We start from the raw sequence: 17,550 nt of genomic DNA on the forward strand, positions 1-17,550 counted from the left end.
GGCCATCCACACGATGCCGCATCAGCATGTTCACGGCGGCGAGCTCTTCTTTCGGATCATTCTGCGTCGTCAGCACGATCAGAACGCTGTCATGCGTGCGCACGATCGCCTGCGCGGCTTCGGCGCAGCTGGAGAAAAAGGGATCGGCGATGCTCGGGATCACGAGTCCGATGGCGCGGGTACGATCGCCCTTCAGAATGCGCGCAGCCTGGCTCGGCATATAGCCAAGCGTCTCAATAGCGCGCTGCACGCGCGCCAACGTCTTCGGGTCTACGCTTTGACCTCCGTTGATCACCCGAGAGACCGTCGTCGTGCCAACTCCGGCAGACTTCGCCACCTCACTCAACGTTGCGTGTTTACTTCGTGTCTTCATTTTGCCCAATTCGCGCTGGATTTATACGATGAAAGTTTTTCGATAGTAACAACTGCCGGACAGAGCGGTACATCGACATGTCTGACGCACAAAGAGACCTAGCTTAACACGACGCCTTTAGGACGACTTGTCGTACTATGGCAAGCGGCACCTAGTGGAAACGATCCCATGGCGCTAAATCATACGCAGGAGAACTCAGGCGTGCGAGCGGTCTTTTTCAATTCACTGCTTTTCTTTTGTTTTTTTGCACCTTCCCCGGTCAGTACGCAACCAAGCAAAACCCGGCAACCCGATGAGCAGCAAAGACGTGTGGAGTCAGCGGCCCACAATCTTTCGGACGCCTATGACACGAAGACAGGACTTTTTCGCGGGACCGGCTGGTGGAATTCAGCGAATGGCATTACAGCTCTGGCCCGCGTCGGTCGGGAGCTGCACACGCGTGAATTCAATGGCATCTTTCAAAACACCTTTACCATTGCACAAAACAAGAGCCCGGGATTCCTGAACGAGTTCTACGACGACGAAGGCTGGTGGGCTCTGGCTTGGCTCGATGTGCATGAGATCGACAAGAATCCACGCTATCTGGAGATGTCCAAGTCCATCTTTACCGACATGAGCGGAGGCTGGTCCGACACATGCGGCGGCGGAATCTGGTGGAAAAAGAACGAACACTACAAGAATGCCATTGCAAATGAACTCTTCCTCTCTGTTGCCGTTCGGCTGGCAGAGGCGAGCTCAGGAGAAGAACGGGCGCGTTATCTGGATTGGGCGCAGCGGGAAGAACAGTGGTTCGTTCATTCGGGCATGATCAATACGGATGGTCTCGTTAATGACGGCTTGGATAGTTCGTGTCGGAACAATCAGCAGACTACTTGGAGCTACAACCAAGGCGTGATTCTCACTGGTTTGTCGCAGCTGAGCCAAATCACTGGTGATGCATCCGCGTTGGCTCTCGCGAACCGCATTGCGAATGCGGTTCAGTCGAAACTGACTGACGCACAAGATGTGCTGCATGATCCATGCGAGTCGAAGTGCGGCGATGATGGAGTTCAGTTCAAGGGAATTCTGGTGCGGAATCTGGGGGATCTGCAAGAAATATCTGCATCGGCTGGAGTTCGAAGGCTGCTCGAAGCCAATGCACAGAGCGTTTGGGACAAAGCTCGCACAACAGATGGACACTTCTCTGTGAACTGGGCGGGACCGCCGCAAGATGATGGAACCGGAAGTTTGATATCGGCTCTCGATGCTCTTACGGCACCACTTTTGCTTCGACCTCTGTGAGCCCCCCTCTCCCCCGTACTTTTGGGGTAAAGTCTTGGGAAGATTAGGCTTAAGCGTGGACTTCGATGGCAAACCTCCTAACGTCGAGGAAGCTTGTTCTCTGGCTTGAGTATATCAACCTGGCACGGTAAAAATCCAGTTTATTTTTCGCGCGAATGGCTTTTGTTCATGAGGGTTTTGCGTTTTCGCTGAGGGCTTAGGGGCTTGACTAAAAAGCGAATAAAAGACGAAACTGGGTCACGGACTGATGCGGGGCTCATGATGCGCGATTGGGAGATTTATGAGGGGCGGTGCACCTGCTGCGGCTATACCGGGCTGATCAAGGTGTGGACGGATGACTGGAGCGGGTCGGGCGTGGAGTTCGAGGGGTTCTGGTCGACGGAGACGCGGATCGATCTGAATGGGGTGGAGAGCATGGCGTACCCGATCTGTCCACGGTGTCGGGTTCGCGGCACGGTGGCGCGCGGGGAACGGCTGCTGTGCGACCTGCTGCCGGCGTTCACCGAGGATGACCTGGTGAAGACGCGGCGGGTGGCGGAGATTCGAGGGCGGCTGTAGAGAACGGGAGGTCCTGCAGGTGCTCCCAAGGGCCGTTGAGGTAGCGCCAGAGTGTGAGACCGATGCCGAGGGGTTTGGGTAGCGGGGCGGGCGCGAGTTGCGCGAGGGTGTGGCGCGCGGTTTCAGGGTCGACCTTGTTCTGCACGACGATGTGAGGACGGAAGGGCTGGCGGTCCTGCGGGATGAGATACGGCTGGAACGCGGCGGCGAGGGTGGCGTGCAGCGAGGCGAGGCCGTCGGAGTGGAAGAAGACAGCAACGCCCCGACCGATGGAACGCAGCGTGGGCTGGGTGAGCCGGAGAGCCGGGGTCGAGGCGGCGGCTTCGCGAAGGAGTTGCGGGGTGCGCTCGTTGTCGGGAAGCTGGTGGAAGAGGCTCAGGTGGGCGGGGATGAGATTGCGTTCCGGGGGAAAGAAGCGGCGGCGCAGGTCCTGGTAGAAGCGCTGGGAGGGGTCGTCGAGCTGGAGGGTGAGGATGAGGGGCTGGGTCAGAGAGGCTCCTGCGACTGCCTAATCTTCGCTTGGCATGGAGAAGAAGGCAATTCAGCTCTTTCGACTTCGCTCAGGACAGGCTGCTGCGACCGGGTGGAAGCGCCCACCCGGCCGTAGCGATTATTTGCGCGAGGGTAGTTTGGGGTGTCCGATGATGGTGATGTTCGCGTAATAGGTGTAAGGGCTCTGGATCATGTCCTGCGCGTCGAGAACATATTCTGTAGGTGGTCCGGCGACACGCTGCAAACTGTAAGGGAGCATAGCCTCTGTATAGCCGATTGAGTCTGGCGAGTCGATGGAGATCTGGACTACAGGCGCATTATTGCCGGTTTCATCGAGACCGTTGGCGAGATCGTCTGGAAGGAAGAAGAGGACCTGGCGGACGGAACATTCCGTGCCATTTCCATTCGGTGCACCCATCAAGAGCCGCGCGGAGTAAATGATCGTCGTCTGCGTTGCGGGAGCCGTTGCGGGGATCACAGTCTTGTTGGCGTCACTGAAGTGAAAATACGGAACCGCTCCCTGACAGGTGACAGGAGGCGGATCAGCAACATTCTTTCTCTTCGCTGGTTTCGGTGATTGTGCCAATAGGGTTGATGCGGTGGCGAACAAAAAAACGAGAGGGAGCCCGACGCGAGACGCGATGCGCATAGTCTTTCTCCGATGTGAAGTTTGGGCCCGGAATAAGTCAGGGTCGCTTACGCGGGTGCGCGATGCAAGAGGTATTTGTGGCGAGGAGAGGAAAGCAAGTCAGTCGTTGCGCGCTACGCGCTGCGCTCCGGGCTTCGGCAGAGAGGAACCCAACCACCCGCGATAAGGCTGCGTATGGATGGGGCACCCGGCTCCGGATTGGAACGACTGGAGTCGTGCTCCTTCGATTTGAGGTCACAGATAGAAATGTGAGCTTAGTTCGAAGGGGCATGGCTTTAGCCATGCCGTGATCGCGCCTAAAGCTCGTCGCCTTCAGGCGCTGAGGTTGGCCTGCGGTAGGCCGATGAGTGGGGATAGTCTTCGGGGCGCTGACAAAGATGGGCTCGGACTGGATTTTGGTGGATATAGTTCAGGTGCTTCAGGTAGTCGTCGCGGTCGCGCATGCGGCGATCAGTGAAGTCTCGCTGCCAGATGGGGAGCTTTGATTCAAGCTGGCGTGAGAAGCCGCCTTTGATAAGCTGGACGGCTCGCTCGAGAGTGATCTCCTGTGGGGTGAGGAGCAGATGGATGTGCTCGGGCATCACTACAAAGGCATGGAGTTTGTAATGGCCTTCTGACCGGTAGTGTTGCAGAGTTTGAAGGAAGAGTTCGGCGTTGGCCGTCTTTTGAAAGAGTCGGCGGCGGTTGTAGGTTTGGGTGGAGATGAAAAAGGTGCCGTGGCTTGTTGCTCTGGTAGGGATGGCCATGGGGGTTTGACCAAGCTTACCTCAGGGGCTAAAGCCCGAGATAGTGAGTGGTGGGTTTGGTACGGCTGAAGCCGTGCCCCTTCGAGGGTGGTGGTGTAGGAACTGGCGGCTGCTCGCTTCACTCCGGCCTTCGGCAGAGAGGAAGAGAGGAGTCCACCCATCCGCGATGATGCTGCGTATGGATGGGGCACCCGCCACCCGGCAACTCTGTTATCAAGCTACAGTGTAAGCATCCCTACCAAACAGGATAGTCCCAGAGTGCCTTTCCATTGGCGCTCTTATATCTTCGCTGTCTCGATGCGCGTAAATGTGTCTGTACGAAAACTGAGCCATTGTTCCGACAAAAGCCAGGGTATTGGTTTCATCAATGGGTGAGACCCACTCCACGCCAGTGGGGCTTGCGATGAATAAGTGCTGAGGGTCGAGCGGAAACCCAATGTGGGTGTCCTTGTAGCCCCAACCGACACCGACTGATGATCCTCTTTCATGCAGTCGCAATGTAAATACGGGCGCATCACTCGTAACAAAATACATCCCATTTGCCGGACGTACCACTTGCCAATGCCTTGACACTAAAGCGGAAGCTAGGTTTGGAGTGCTATCGTTCATTGAATTGATTTGCTGGAGCGCTGGATCGGCATAGGTTTGCACTAAGCGAGATTTATATTCCCTTATCTCTTCCAACGGAATCAGCCGGCCAAACTTGTTAAATATTCTCCATTGGTCATCCCTTAGCGTGGTTGTTTCCAATTGACCTGAGACAAAGTTTGCATAAGTGCCAGGTGAAAGTTCTTCCCGAATTTTTCTGGATCGCAAGAAGAGGGAACTAACGTAAAGAGCCCAAGTAGCAGCTTGCACAGAAGTAAGTTCTCTACCGGCAATCAGATTCCTGTAAATGGGGGCCGCGGCGGTTTCCAACTTTCCTAGTCTGTTCTCCACTTCGAAGTTCGTCTCGTAACCGGGCAATTTACATTCGAAGTAATCTTTTATGACACACTCATTGTGAGGAGTGCTTTTCCTTGTAGCTTTGCCCTTTTCATAGACATAAATATTTCCATTCGAATCACTGAAGTGTCGAAAGTGCATCTCCGAGATAACGTGTTGCTTCCTCGCATTGCGGTTCATAATGATTCTGGATTTCTTCCCCATCATTCCTCCTTGCATCAGAAGCAAAGGCCCCGCCTTACGGCGGGGCCTTTTGTTTGCGCGCGAAGCGCGATCCGCAATCGCCGAAGCCCTAGCTGCAGCCGCTGGTGCTGCCGCATTCCATGCAGCGGTGGCAGGCTCCGTTGCGGACCATGATGGCTCCGCAGGTGGAGCAGCTGGGGGCGTCGCCCATGTCGTACATGCCCTTCATGGCGTCACTCGCGTGGATGATGCCGCGGTCGGGGGTCGAGAGCAGAGATGCAGATTCCTCCGCTGCGCTGCGGAATGACAAATCAGGAGAGCCGCTGCGGGCGGCGAGGTCGGGGGCGATTCCCTGCTGGGGGGCGCGGCGCTCGTTGAAGAGGGTCGGGTCGTTGGCGAGGGAGGTGGGTTCTGCGAGGCCGGGGAGAGACGGGGTGGAGGTGGAGAAGGTCCCGGCGGTTGCGGAGAGTGAGTGACCTTCGGGGTTCTTCGACTCCGCGCTGTGCGCTGCGCTCAGAATGACAGAGTTGGTGGGAAGCTCTGCGGCGGGCTTGAGGCCTGCGAAGAGGTCCAGCTGCTGGCCGGAGAGGAAGCGGAGCTGCATCCAGCGGAAGAGGTAATCCATGATGGACTTGGCGTAGCCGATCTGCTCGTTGCCGGTCCAGCCGGAGGGCTCGAAGCGGGTGTGCGCGAACTTCTCGCAGAGCAGCTTGAGGGGGACGCCGTGCTGGAGGCACATGGAGATCGCCGTGGCGAACGAATCCATGAGGCCGGAGATGGTGGAGCCTTCCTTAGCCATGCGGATGAAGATCTCTCCGGGCTGGCCATTCGGGTAGAGCCCGACGGTGATGTAGCCTTCGTGGCCGGCGATGCCGAACTTGTGCGTGATGCTGGCACGCTCGGCAGGCAGGCGGTGACGCATGGCGCGGGGCGGTGACTGGGCGTCGATGGCGTCGGAGTTTTGCGTGGCGGCGGCGGCGATCTCGGTGAGCTGGGATTGGGCTGCGGTCAGCTGCTGCTGGGTGGCGGCGAGCTGCTGTGAAAGCAGGTCCTTCGCTTCGCTCAGGATGACAATGGTTTCGGCGGCTGCGGCTGCGGCCACGTCCTCCCCTACGTCCGAGGTCTTCTTGTTGGGGTCGACGCTGGTGCCCTTCTTGTCGTCTTCGGTCTGGGCAGAGACGTTGAGGGGCTGGGTGCCCTTGGAGCCGTCGCGGTAGATGGCCACGGCCTTGAGGCCGAGACGCCAGGACTCGGTGTAGGCGTCGGCGATGTCCTGCACGGAGCAGTCGTTGGGGAGGTTGACGGTCTTGGAGATGGCACCGGAGAGGAAGGGCTGGGTGGCGGCCATCATTTTGACGTGGCCGAGCCAGGAGATGGTGCGGGTTCCCTTGGCGGGCTTGAAGGAGCAGTCGAAGACGGGGAGATGCTCGGCCTTGAGGGCGGGAGCGCCTTCGATGGTGCCGGTGGCGTCGATGTAGTTGACGATGCCCTGGACCTCGGCATCGGAGTAGCCGAGCTTGAAGAGAGCGCCGGGAACGGTGTTGTTGACGATCTTGATCATGCCGCCGCCGACGAGCTTCTTGTACTTGACGAGGGCGAGATCGGGCTCGATGCCGGTGGTGTCGCAGTCCATCATGAAGCCGATGGTGCCGGTGGGGGCGAGGACGGTGACCTGCGAGTTGCGGTAGCCGTGCTGCTCGCCGAGGGCGAGGGCGGTGTCCCAGGCATCCTGGCTGGCGGCCTTGAGCTCGTCGAGCTGCGGAGCGACGAAGCCGGCTGCGTCTTCAGCGCCACGGTGGGTGGGCTTGAGCTCGCGGTCGATGTTGTTGACCTCGGCGCGGTGCATGCGGATGACGTTGAGGAAGGGCTCGCGGTTGACGTAGAAGCCGGGGCAGGCGCCGCCTTCGATGTCGACGGACTGCGTAATGGGGGTGGCGGCTCCGAGCTTGGGCGCGGAGGAGGCGATGCGTGCGGACTGGGCGTAGGCGTCGCCACAGAGGATGGAGGTGAGCGTGGCGGCGTAGGCGCGGCCAGCGTCGGAGTCGTAGGGCAGGCCGCGGTCCATCAGCAGCGCGCCGAGGTTGGCGTAGCCGAGGCCGAGGGGGCGGTAGTCGTGCGAGTTCTTGCTGATCTGCTCGGTGGGGTAACCGGCTGCGTCGACGATGATCTCCATGGCGGTGGTGACAATGGAGATGGCGTGACGGTAGGCGGGCACGTCGAACTGGCCGCCGGGCGTGAGGAACTTCATGAGGTTGAAGCTGGCCAGGTTGCAGGCGGAGTCATCGAGGAACATGTACTCGGAGCAAGGGTTGCTGGCGTTGATGCGGGCGGTGTTCTTGCTGGTGTGCCAGCGGTTGATGGTGGTGTCGTACTGCATGCCGGGGTCGCCGCACTGCCAGGTGGCTTCGGCGATCTTGTGCATGAGGTCGCGGGCGCGGTACTCCTTCACGGGCGCGCCGTCCTTGACGGTGCGGGTGGTGAACATGCCATCGTTCTCGACTGCCTGCATGAACTCGTCGTTGACGCGGACGGAGTTGTTGGCGTTCTGGAAGAAGATGGAGGTGAAGGCCTCGGAGTCGGGGCCGGAGCCGTCGAAGCCAGCCGCCATGAGGTGCCAGGCCTTGCGCTCTTCCTTGACCTTGCACTCGATAAAGTCTTCGATGTCGGGGTGCTCGATGTTGAGCACGACCATCTTGGCGGCGCGACGGGTCTTGCCGCCGGACTTGATGACGCCAGCGAAGGCGTCGAAGCCGCGCATGAAGCTGAGCGGGCCGGAGGCGGTGCCGCCACCGGAGAGGGTCTCCATGGAGCCACGGATGGCAGAGAGATTAGAACCGGCGCCCGAACCCCACTTGAAGAGCATGCCTTCGGTCTTGGCGAGGGTGAGGATGCTATCGAGCGAGTCCTGCACGGAGTTGATGAAGCAGGCCGAGCACTGCGGGCGGCTGTAGCCGGTACGGGAGAAGGCGACTTTGCCGAGGGTGGCGTCCCAGTGCCAGTTCTGAGCATCGGAGTTGGGCTCGAGGCGGTCGCAGCCGACGTTGAACCAGACGGGCGAGTTGAAGGCCACGCGCTGGTTGACGAGGAGGCTGGTGAGCTCAGCAAAAAACACGTCAGCATCTTCGGCTGTTGCAAAATAACCGTCGCGCTTACCCCAGTCGCGGATGGACTCGGCTACGCGGGAGATAAGGTCGCGGACGCCCTTTTCACGCTCGGGGGTGCCGACCTGACCGTGCAGGTACTTGCTGGCGACGATGTTGGTGGCGGTAACGGACCAGTCCGAGGGGACCTCAACGGCCTTTTGCTCGAAGACGAGTTTGCCCTTCCAATCCTGAATGATGGCATCGCGGTGCTCCCACTGCACTTCGTCGAAGGGGCTGACGCCGGACTTGGAGAAGAGGCGCGAGAAGTGGAGGCCCGGAGCGGAGCGGTGTCCGTTTTCGGAGTAGTGCTCGGTGGAGGTCGATTCGGCGTGGTGCGTCTGGACGTATTCGGACATGGGCGGAACCTCGAAAGAAAATGTCGAACGGAGCCCGGCAAGCGGACTCGGGAAAACGGTGAAGCAAGGGCCTGGTGCCGATCGATCGAGCAGTTGTGGCAGGAGGACGGCAGATCTTGCAGGGCGGCCGCAGAAACTCTGAAGCTGGCGCCAAAGAATAAGGTGCGGCACGAAAACCGGTGTTGCGCCGGGATGGTCTCCGGAGGAGAAAACTTGCCCCACGAGCACGGGCTTTGGGTAACAACTGGAGCGACGCTGAGTCGGCACGGGCGGCAGCGATGGTACGGCTACGATCGAGCGTTTCCCGTGTCGGCAGTTCTTTGTCTGGGTGTGAGCCCGAAGTTCGGGCGCTTCACCAAAGCTGCGGGTGAAGTCGAAAGTACCGCCACAGGTGGTACGAGTCAAGTATAAAACAACTAGATGTTGTGGTGCCTAAGTAGATACTCCCGTGGCGCGGGTTTGGGGGGCCTGAACATCGGTTTTTCTGGGGTTTTTGTGTGGAAAGTTCCGGGAAGGTGCGTGTTTACTGGCTTTGTTACGATCCCGTGAACCAGCTTTTTAAGACTAGACCTGGAGGGCCTACGGAACAAGGCGCAAGAGTTGTGCAAACGGCAGTATTTTGAAGTCTTCGGGTGGAAATGTGGATAAGGCGGGGAGTAGGGAGTAGGGAGTAGGGAGTAGGGAGTAGGGAGTAGGGAGTAGGGAGTAGAAAAAAGAGCAAGGGCACGGCTTTCGCCGTGCCCTTGCTCTTTCCTGAGGTGGTTTGCGCTAGTTCACGGTCAGGTTGACGCTGGCGGTCGCCTTGAGGGTGGATGTGGCGCTATCCGTGCCCGTGATGACAAAGGTGTAGGTACCGGCGCTCGCGTTTGTCATTGTGGTGGTCGTAGTGGTGGTGGCCGTAGTGCTGGCACCGGCGGTTTTGTTGCTGCAGCCAGTGAGGCCGACGCTCGCGATGCCGAGCGCGAACAGCGACAGACCGAGGGTAGCCGAGAGTCGCAGTAGGCACGAGCGGCGGCGGCTAAGAGCGATCAGGACGAGGCCAGCGAAGGCAGCGGGGATTGGAACGCGCTTCCACGGAGAGGATGGCAGCGGAGTAGAAGGAGCCCTGAGTGAAGCGACATGCAGTGCCGTTACGCCGGTCGTGCAGCTGGTCGAACTGGTGTAGAGGGTGAAGCTCGTCTGGACAGAAGCCGTTCCAGACACAGTGACAGCTGCGGGGCTGCTGTAGCAGATGTTGGTGGCCCCGCCGACATTGGTCGGGAGGGTGAAATTGACGGTACCGGTGTAGCCGTTGACGGGGGTGACCGTGATCGTCTCCGTGACAGAGCTGCCCGCCGTCACGCTAATGGCCGGAGCTGTGAGGGTGAAGCTCTTCGCCGTCGAGGTGGTTCCTGGAGTCCAGGCGTTGATGAGCTTGTAGAGGTCGATGGAGCCGAGGCCTGTGGCCTCGTCGTAGCCGGTGGTGGTGATGTAGCTCGTCGTGCCGGAGCCAGAACCGCAGAGTGAGGTCACGACGCAGGCGTTGGAGCCGCTGGTGATGTCGTGGAAGGCTGCGGCGTAGGTCGCGGTATTGGAGGCCAGCGAATAGAGGGTGGGATTCACGAGTCCCTGACCGGCGGTATAGCCCTTGGCCTGGTTGAGGATGGCGAGCATGCCGGCAAAGATTGGGGCAGCGAAGCTGGTACCACCGGCGATCGTGACGCCGTTGGCGTTGGAATAGCTGGTGGCGACGCGGAAGCCGTTGGTGCAACTACCCGCGAAGCCGACGCCACCGCTGCCAGTATCGCTGGAGCAATAGAGGTAGCCCGCGTTATTGGGTGAGGAATCGAGGGAGATATCCGGCACGAGACGGAAGGAGCCTGCGGGGATGCCGGTCACGCCAGCCTGCCACGTGGGTCGCGCTGCGTAGATGCTGGTGCCGCCACCACCGGACGAGAGACCGCCAGAGGTGGAGTCGTCGTTCCAGGCCTGCTCCGGAATATAGGAGAGGGCGGAGCTGATGACGTCTGTGCTGCCCTGGGCGGTGAAGTAGGTGTTGTTGCCCACGGCGACATCGGCTGCGGGGAACTCTGTGCCACCGAGGCCGGTGACGTAGAGACTGCTGGCGGGATAGTTCACGGCGAGTTGCTGCTCGTTGGCGAGCGATGCCGCGGTGGTGCTTGTGGTATCTCCGTAGCAGGCGGTGGAGCCGCTATCGCCGGAGGAGGTGATGATGCTCTGCCCCTGCGCGGCGCCCTGCTGCAGATAAGCCTCCAGCGTGGTGAAGTTGGATTGCCCCAGGTCGGGTTCACATTCGCCGTAGCTGACCGTGATGATGGTGCCGATCTTATTCTGGATGGCGTAAACGATGGAGTCGAAGACGCTGTAATTGCTGTTGCTACCGGTGTAGATGAAGTCGATGGTGGCCTTATTGGCGATGGAGCTGGAGTACTCGAGATCGAGGTCGGATTCGGCTTCATCTCCAGTACTGATAACAGGCGAGCCGCTGCTCGGGACGATGATGAAGTTCGGGGTATTGGTGGTGACGCCGGCGGCGGTCTGGAAGTTGGCGATGTCGGTAGCGACGACTTGCGACTGACCGGCGACGACGATGGTCTGGCCGGAGCCGTAATAGCCGGCGCTGTAGGCCGGGTTGAGGTCATAGATCGTTGCTACGTCTTTGGGCGAGAGATAGTGACTGCCAGAGATGGACGAGGTGAAGGCCGCGGTGGGCCGCTTGATGGCGTGGGACTGCGGCCGATAGTCCGAGAGGTGGCCGATACCGAGCACGACAGAGCTGAGTGCGGCGGGGAGTGAGAGGTTCTGCGCGGGCGCGACATGGGTGAGGTTGTCGGCGCCGGAGGTCATGGCTCCGCTGGTGGCGCGGAAGTAATGCAGCGGGGCACCGAAGGCGGACTCGACGGCGGAGGCGGTGCCGGAAAAGGTGATGCTGTCGCGGCTGGGCGATACGGAGACGACGGAGAAGCCTTGGGATTGAAGCCAGCTCTCGGTGGTGGCAAGGTCGTTGTCTGACACGCCGAAGCGGGCGCCGAACTGCGCGGGGGTGAGCCACTGGTGATAGAGCGAAGAAGAAGGATTCTGCTGGGCGGCGAGCAGCTGGTTGAGATCCTGCTGCTGGGCGGCGGAACGGCTGAAGACGAGCGTCATGCCCGTGAGTTGCATTTTGCTATCAACCGCGCCGAGATCAGTAGAACGCAGGGCGCGAGGCGAGGCGGAGCCTTCCAGGGTCGTGCGGCTGGCGTTGCTGATGGCACCGGAGATGCGGTCAGCAGGCTGTGCTCGTTGGGCATGAGCGACGGAAGCGAGGCCAGCGATCGTGGCGAGGATGAGGGCGGCTGCGGAACGAGCAGAAAGAGGAGCGGGGCGGTGGAGACGGGCGGGACTCAGAAGGGTTTTCATAGGGTTCTAACTTCGGCTCGATCCTGCAAGTAAGGGGTTCTATCGGTTCCGGTCTCGACAATGTTGAGGCCATAAAGCTGCCAAGATTTGGAGGCTTCGCCGTAGCCCCAGAGCAGCTCATACAACTGGGCCCGAAGCTGCAACTGGGACTACGTACGAATAATTAGATCAGACGTGCGATGCTCTGAGCGGGGTTACAGCCGGATAACGACGTCGTGTGGGGTCAAAAAGAGGAAGATTCCGCGTGTGGAACAAAAATAGTTGTTGAAACACTTAATTTCATGAAACGGAATCGCGCTTCGGCCATCCAACGGAGTATCGTACCCACACGGGAACAAACGACTTTCAGGAGCGACATATGAAGAAGATTTACGGATTGGCGGCGGTTCTGACCCTCGCCCTAGGTGCAGGCAGCCTGCACGCCCAGGTATCGGAGTGGAAGATCGACGGGGCACATTCAGAGGCAGACTTCGCGATCAAGCATATGGCGATTAGCACGGTGCATGGCTCGTTCCGCGGCGTTTCGGGCGTGATCAAGTTTGATCCCACGAATGTGACGAAGTCGGGTGTTGAGGCTTCGATCGATGTGAATACCGTAGATACCGGCGTGGCTGCTCGCGATACGCACCTCAAGAGCCCGGACTTTTTCGACGTGGCGAAGTTCCCGACCATGACGTTCAAGAGCACCAATGTCGCCAAGGCTGGGGGCGGCTATGCCGTGACCGGCGACCTAACGCTGCATGGCGTAACGAAGAGCGTGGTGCTCAGCCTGGAGACTCCGGGCAAGGAGCAGGTCGATCCAAAGGCCACCAAGCGTGGCTTTACGGCGACGACAACGATCAACCGCAAGGACTTCGGCCTGCTCTGGGCTGGCAAGACCGGCACGGGCGACGCAGTGCTGTCGGACGACATCAAGATCGAGCTGGACATCGAAGCTGCGAAGATATAACGACCATCTGTATTCTGTATTTAGAGGGCTGTACCAGGAGGGGACGGGCCATTGGCTCGTTCCCTTCTGCCGTTGGCGGGGACTACAGCCTACATCCGTCAACGCCGCTGCGTAGTAAGCTCAACAGTAGAAAACCCGCTTGGGATGGCCCATGCTTCGCGGCAATCGCAGGAAAGGCAGTCGGCATCCCTAAGCAACAGGGTAGGAAAGATGGCAGTAAAACAGGCTGGATTGACTCCGCCTGAATCCTTGAAAAGATTTGGATACCGTAATGAGCCAACCGGTTCAGATTGCAGTAGTAGGTTCAGGATACGTTGGCCTTGTGGCCGCGGTTTGTTTTGCCGAGATGGGTCACAACGTCGTTTGCGTCGATAACGATGAGCGCAAGGTGGCCGCGCTGCGCGGCGGCGATACGCTGATCCACGAGAACCATCTGCCCGAGTTGCTGGAGCGTTACCGCAACCGGCGCGTTCAGTTCACTACCGACCTCGCGGAGGCGACGCGCACCAGCGATGCGATTTTCATTGCTGTGGGCACGCCTCAGTCGGAGACCGGCGATGCCGACCTTTCCTATGTTGAGGCGGTCGCAAGCGAGATCGCTCGTTCCATCAATGGCTATAAGGTCATCGTAGAAAAAAGCACGGTGCCGGTGTACACCAATGAGTGGATTCGCCGCGTGATCGAGCGCAACGGCGTTCGCCGCGAAGACTTCGATGTGGTTTCGAACCCTGAGTTTCTGCGCGAAGGCACGGCAGTGGAAGACTTCCTGCACCCGGATCGCATCGTGGTCGGCGCAGACAGCGATCGCGCTTCGGCTGTGCTTAATGCCGTGTACGCTCCGCTGACAAGTGGCTCCTATTATGAGCAGAAGGATATCGTCCCGGGCTGCTGCTCGGTACAGGCGCCTCCTGCGCTGCTGAACACGTCGACTAAGAGTGCCGAGATCATCAAGCATGCATCGAATGCCTTCCTCGCGCTGAAGATCTCGTTCATCAACGCCGTTTCAAACCTCTGTGAGGCTGCAGATGCAAACGTCGAGCAGGTCGCTCGCGGCATCGGCCTGGATTCGCGCATTGGACCGAAGTTTCTGCGCCCCGGTATCGGTTATGGCGGTTCTTGCTTCCCGAAGGACGTGGCTGCGTTCCGTTCAGTGGCTGAGCAGATGGGCGTGGACTTCAACCTGCTGAGTGAGGTTGAGAAGATCAACGTCAACCAGAAGAAGCGCTTCCTGAGCAAGGTCCGTTCCGCTCTCTGGACGCTGCGCGGCAAGAAGCTCGCCGTTCTTGGGCTTGCGTTCAAGGGCGATACGGACGATATCCGCGAGTCTCCGGCGATCGACCTCGTCGAGATGCTGCTGGCTGAGGGTAGCTCCGTCGTTGCGTACGACCCGGCTGCAATGAAGCGTGCCGAGGAGGAGATTCCTGCCTCTGACCGTATGCGCTACGCCGAAAGCATCGAGGACGCAGCGAGGGATGCAGACGCGCTGCTGATCCTGACCGACTGGGCGGACTTCGCCAAGCTCGACCTACAGAAGCTGCACACGACGTTGCGTTACCCGATCGTGATCGATGGCCGCAACCTATATGACCCGCAGCAGATGGTAGCCCATGGCTTTACGTACCTGAGCATCGGTCGCCCAACGGTGACGCCTTCGCGCGAGACGCACAACGCTCTGCCCGGCGCTGTGACGGTAGGTGCGTAACGATGGCTGAGAAATTGATACTGGTAACAGGAGCGGCCGGCTTCCTCGGTTCGCATCTGTGCGACGCTCTGCTGGCTGAAGGCAACCGGGTGCTGGGGGTAGATAATCTCTGCACCGGTAGCCTCGCCAACGTGGCTCACCTGAAGAACGAATCGCGATTCAGCCTCGAAGAGGCGGACATCACCAAACCCTTCGACTTCGGCCATGTGGATTATGTGTTCAACTTCGCCTCGCCTGCTTCGCCAGTGGATTACTATCGGCTCGGCATCGAGACGCTGCTGGTAGGTTCTGCGGGAACCCTGAATACGCTGGAGATTGCGAAGAAGTACGGTGCGGGCTATCTGCACGCGTCCACCTCAGAGTGCTATGGCGATCCCGAAGTGCATCCGCAGGTGGAGACCTATTGGGGTAATGTGAACCCGATCGGCCCGCGTTCGGTGTATGACGAAGCGAAGCGCTTCTCCGAGGCTTCGGTGGCTGCGTACAACCGCTATCATCACGTGAACACGCACATGGTCCGCATCTTCAATACATATGGCCCACGCCTGCAGGCCAACGATGGTCGCGTGATCAGCAACTTCATGATGCAGGCACTGCGCGGCGAGGACCTCACCATCTATGGTGACGGCAAGCAGACCCGCAGCTTTACGTACGTCTCCGATCTGATCGCGGGTATTGTGCTGCTCTCGAAGTCCGAGGAGCATGATCCGACGAACATCGGCAATCCTGGCGAGTTCACGATGATCGAGTGCGCGCAGGAGATTCTTGCGGTCACCGGCTCGAAGAGCAAGCTGACCTACAAGCCGCTGCCGCAGGATGATCCCAAGCAGCGCAAGCCAGACATCACTAAGGCGAAGGCACTGCTGGGATGGGAGCCGAAGGTACCGTTGCGTGAGGGACTGGCGAAGTCGCTCGAGTACTTCGAGGCGTGCGTCGAGGTTGGGCACACCGCAGCGAAGTAGAAAGACAAATCAGAAAATAGGTCGAGCCTGAAGACTCCCTGATGGGTGTTTCAGGCTCGATTTCTTTATGGCCGTGCGCTGTCTGTGCAGCCGCCACCAAGACGACCACCGTACGCTGCAAAGGAGACGGGGAGCTCTCAAGGAATTGACGTGGCTGCAGCTAGAACATTCGACCCGGTTCCCCCGGGCATCTTGTGAATGCTATCGTTTCGCAGGGTGCGAATCGAGATGGGCGTTATGAGAAGAAATCCAAGGGCAGCGTCTGGCGTGATGCGATGGCTGCTCCTGCTCAGTTTCTGTTCATCTTTGGCCCTGGGGCAGCAGACAGCGGATACTATGTTCCAGGCTGCACAGGCCGCCCAGGCACGGGGACAGCAGACTGAAGCTGCGCGTCAGTTCGAGCGGGCGCTTGATCTCTATGCACAGTTGGTGTCGCAAGCCGCCGAACAACACAGAACACTCCCGGCGCTGACCCTCCAGCGGTACGCCTTTGCGTTGGCAAAGGTTGGCAAGATGGAAGAGGCGACACAGGAGATGAAAGCGGCCTCCGCAACCGAGCCGAAAAACGCCACCCTGCATGACAGTGTCGGCTCACTCTATGCACAGCAGCAGCAATGGCCTTCGGCGGAAGCCGAGTTTTCCGCCGCATCGCATTTGTCACCGCTCAATGCAGAGATGTACCTGCATCTGGGTCTCGCGATGCAGGCCCAAGGGGAACCCGGAGCTCTGGATGAGATCGAGCACGCCTGGAAGCTCGCTCCACTCGACGAGGCCATTGCGTTGCAATATGGTTCAGCGCTGGCCGCAACCGGGAATGATGCGCGCGCCATCGACGTGCTAAAGCGCCTTTTGATGCGGCACCCGGCGAATGCCGGCGCAGAGTATGAACTGGCGCTGGCTTTGCAACGCAGTGTCCGTGTGCCCGAGGCAGTCGCGCTCTTCGAGAAGGTGCTGAAAGCGCAGCCGCAAAACGCCGATGCCATGATCAACATGGGTATGGCGCTTACGCAGCAGCGTCGGGCAAAGGACGCGGTACCGGTGCTTCAGAAGGCGGTCGAGCTGGCTCCTCAGAGTGTGACGGCTCTTGAGGATTTGGCTGCGGCCTACGTTCAGTTAAACCAGTTCGACGATGCCGTGCTGCAACTACAGCAAGCATTGCGGCTGGCCCCTGATATGCCTCAGCTGCACTACGATCTGGGACTTGCTTACAAGATGCAGGACGACGCAGCGCACGCAACACCGGAGCTGCAGCGGGCGGAAGCACTCGACCCAAAGGCACCGGAGGCGCCGCTGGCGCTTGGCATGCTCTATATGCAGCGCGGCTTGTATGAAGATGCGGCGCGAGAGCTCGCAGCCTCGTTGGCGATGCGCCCGCAAGACGGCGATGCCTGGGCCACGCTGGGAAGCGTCTATAACAAGTTGAACCGGCTACCAGAGGCGCAGACCGCGCTGCACAACGCCATCCAGCAGTTGCCGGAGCAACCGGACCCTCACCTGACGCTGGCTGCAGTCTACGTCAAGGAAGGCAAGACAGCAGACGCCGTAGCGGAGCGCAAGGAGGCCGCAGAGCTGATGCGTGGCAACATGAACCGACAACGCGCGGAGGTGGCCACGCACTCCGCTGAGTCGCTGCTGAGGAGCGGTGACTTGGCAGGTGCAACGCAGCAGTTCAAAGACGCGCTGGGCTTCGATGCATCGTACAAAGATGCGCACACAGGGCTGGCAAAGGTGTATGAGGCGCAGGGAAAGCGAGCAGAGGCGGCTGCTGAACGTGCAAAGGCCTCCGCAAGCAAGCCATAGCTGTCATCACAG

13 protein-coding genes are annotated in these 17,550 nt (G+C 59.6%); 6 read left to right on the plus strand and 7 right to left on the minus strand.

What is annotated here, in order from left to right:
- The coding region (locus tag OHL14_RS15590; RefSeq protein WP_263377353.1) for a LacI family DNA-binding transcriptional regulator at window positions 1-373 on the minus strand (373 nt) is incomplete at its 3' end.
- A gap of 168 nt (window positions 374-541) precedes the next feature.
- Here OHL14_RS15590 and OHL14_RS15595 point away from each other — a divergent pair.
- Together OHL14_RS15595 and OHL14_RS15600 are read left to right on the plus strand one after the other, a co-directional pair.
- Entirely contained in the window at window positions 542-1,654 is a 1,113-nt protein-coding gene (locus OHL14_RS15595; RefSeq protein ID WP_263380297.1) for a glycoside hydrolase family 76 protein, read from the plus strand.
- Window positions 1,655-1,912: 258 nt separating this feature from the next.
- Complete coding sequence (locus tag OHL14_RS15600; protein WP_263380298.1) at window positions 1,913-2,212, plus strand: hypothetical protein; 300 nt, start codon at window positions 1,913-1,915, stop codon at window positions 2,210-2,212.
- Here the strand turns inward: OHL14_RS15600 and OHL14_RS20270 are convergent.
- From OHL14_RS20270 to OHL14_RS15630, 6 genes are all read right to left on the minus strand, one after another.
- The gene (locus OHL14_RS20270; protein ID WP_396271430.1) at window positions 2,154-2,702 is read right to left on the minus strand and encodes a 2'-5' RNA ligase family protein; all 549 of its coding nucleotides are present in this window, start codon (window positions 2,700-2,702) and stop codon (window positions 2,154-2,156) included. The genes OHL14_RS15600 and OHL14_RS20270 overlap by 59 nt on opposite strands.
- Before the next feature lie 120 nt (window positions 2,703-2,822).
- Window positions 2,823-3,290, minus strand: a complete 468-nt coding sequence (locus tag OHL14_RS15610; RefSeq protein ID WP_263380300.1) for a hypothetical protein — start codon at window positions 3,288-3,290, stop codon at window positions 2,823-2,825.
- Between the two features lie 359 nt (window positions 3,291-3,649).
- Window positions 3,650-4,099 carry an REP-associated tyrosine transposase gene (locus OHL14_RS15615; RefSeq protein WP_263380301.1) on the minus strand — a complete coding sequence of 150 codons (450 nt, stop codon included), beginning with the start codon at window positions 4,097-4,099 and terminating at the stop codon, window positions 3,650-3,652.
- Window positions 4,100-4,312: 213 nt separating this feature from the next.
- Entirely contained in the window at window positions 4,313-5,251 is a 939-nt protein-coding gene (locus OHL14_RS15620; protein WP_263380302.1) for a DUF4238 domain-containing protein, read from the minus strand.
- A gap of 85 nt (window positions 5,252-5,336) precedes the next feature.
- Entirely contained in the window at window positions 5,337-8,726 is a 3,390-nt protein-coding gene (locus tag OHL14_RS15625) for a vitamin B12-dependent ribonucleotide reductase (RefSeq protein ID WP_263380303.1), read from the minus strand.
- A 768-nt stretch (window positions 8,727-9,494) separates the two neighbouring features.
- Window positions 9,495-12,125, minus strand: a complete 2,631-nt coding sequence (locus tag OHL14_RS15630) for a protease pro-enzyme activation domain-containing protein (RefSeq protein ID WP_263380304.1) — start codon at window positions 12,123-12,125, stop codon at window positions 9,495-9,497.
- Window positions 12,126-12,483: 358 nt separating this feature from the next.
- Here OHL14_RS15630 and OHL14_RS15635 point away from each other — a divergent pair, with 358 nt between their 5' ends.
- The 4 genes from OHL14_RS15635 (at window position 12,484) to OHL14_RS15650 (ending at window position 17,538) form a co-directional block, all read left to right on the plus strand.
- On the plus strand, window positions 12,484-13,074 hold the full coding sequence (locus OHL14_RS15635) for a YceI family protein (RefSeq protein ID WP_263380305.1): 591 nt from the start codon (window positions 12,484-12,486) through the stop codon (window positions 13,072-13,074).
- A 271-nt stretch (window positions 13,075-13,345) separates the two neighbouring features.
- Entirely contained in the window at window positions 13,346-14,776 is a 1,431-nt protein-coding gene (locus OHL14_RS15640; protein ID WP_263380306.1) for a UDP-glucose dehydrogenase family protein, read from the plus strand.
- A 2-nt stretch (window positions 14,777-14,778) separates the two neighbouring features.
- Complete coding sequence (locus OHL14_RS15645; RefSeq protein WP_263380307.1) at window positions 14,779-15,738, plus strand: UDP-glucuronic acid decarboxylase family protein; 960 nt, start codon at window positions 14,779-14,781, stop codon at window positions 15,736-15,738.
- A gap of 336 nt (window positions 15,739-16,074) precedes the next feature.
- On the plus strand, window positions 16,075-17,538 hold the full coding sequence (locus OHL14_RS15650; protein ID WP_263380308.1) for a tetratricopeptide repeat protein: 1,464 nt from the start codon (window positions 16,075-16,077) through the stop codon (window positions 17,536-17,538).
- Window positions 17,539-17,550 lie beyond the last annotated feature (12 nt).

The sequence above is a fragment of the Granulicella paludicola genome (genome assembly GCF_025685545.1).
Lineage (GTDB): Bacteria > Acidobacteriota > Terriglobia > Terriglobales > Acidobacteriaceae > Granulicella > Granulicella paludicola.

What these genes read in the sequence shown, in the direction of transcription:
- OHL14_RS15635 (WP_263380305.1), top strand. Translation starts at nt 12,484, where the DNA reads ATGAAGAAGATTTACGGATTGGCGGCGGTTCTGACCCTCGCCCTAGGT.
- OHL14_RS15640 (WP_263380306.1), top strand. Translation starts at nt 13,346, where the DNA reads ATGAGCCAACCGGTTCAGATTGCAGTAGTAGGTTCAGGATACGTTGGC.
- OHL14_RS15595 (WP_263380297.1), top strand. Translation starts at nt 542, where the DNA reads ATGGCGCTAAATCATACGCAGGAGAACTCAGGCGTGCGAGCGGTCTTT.
- OHL14_RS15650 (WP_263380308.1), top strand. Translation starts at nt 16,075, where the DNA reads ATGTTCCAGGCTGCACAGGCCGCCCAGGCACGGGGACAGCAGACTGAA.
- OHL14_RS15630 (WP_263380304.1), bottom strand. Translation starts at nt 12,125, where the DNA reads ATGAAAACCCTTCTGAGTCCCGCCCGTCTCCACCGCCCCGCTCCTCTT.
- OHL14_RS15615 (WP_263380301.1), bottom strand. Translation starts at nt 4,099, where the DNA reads ATGGCCATCCCTACCAGAGCAACAAGCCACGGCACCTTTTTCATCTCC.
- OHL14_RS15600 (WP_263380298.1), top strand. Translation starts at nt 1,913, where the DNA reads ATGATGCGCGATTGGGAGATTTATGAGGGGCGGTGCACCTGCTGCGGC.
- OHL14_RS15620 (WP_263380302.1), bottom strand. Translation starts at nt 5,251, where the DNA reads ATGATGGGGAAGAAATCCAGAATCATTATGAACCGCAATGCGAGGAAG.
- OHL14_RS15625 (WP_263380303.1), bottom strand. Translation starts at nt 8,726, where the DNA reads ATGTCCGAATACGTCCAGACGCACCACGCCGAATCGACCTCCACCGAG.
- OHL14_RS15645 (WP_263380307.1), top strand. Translation starts at nt 14,779, where the DNA reads ATGGCTGAGAAATTGATACTGGTAACAGGAGCGGCCGGCTTCCTCGGT.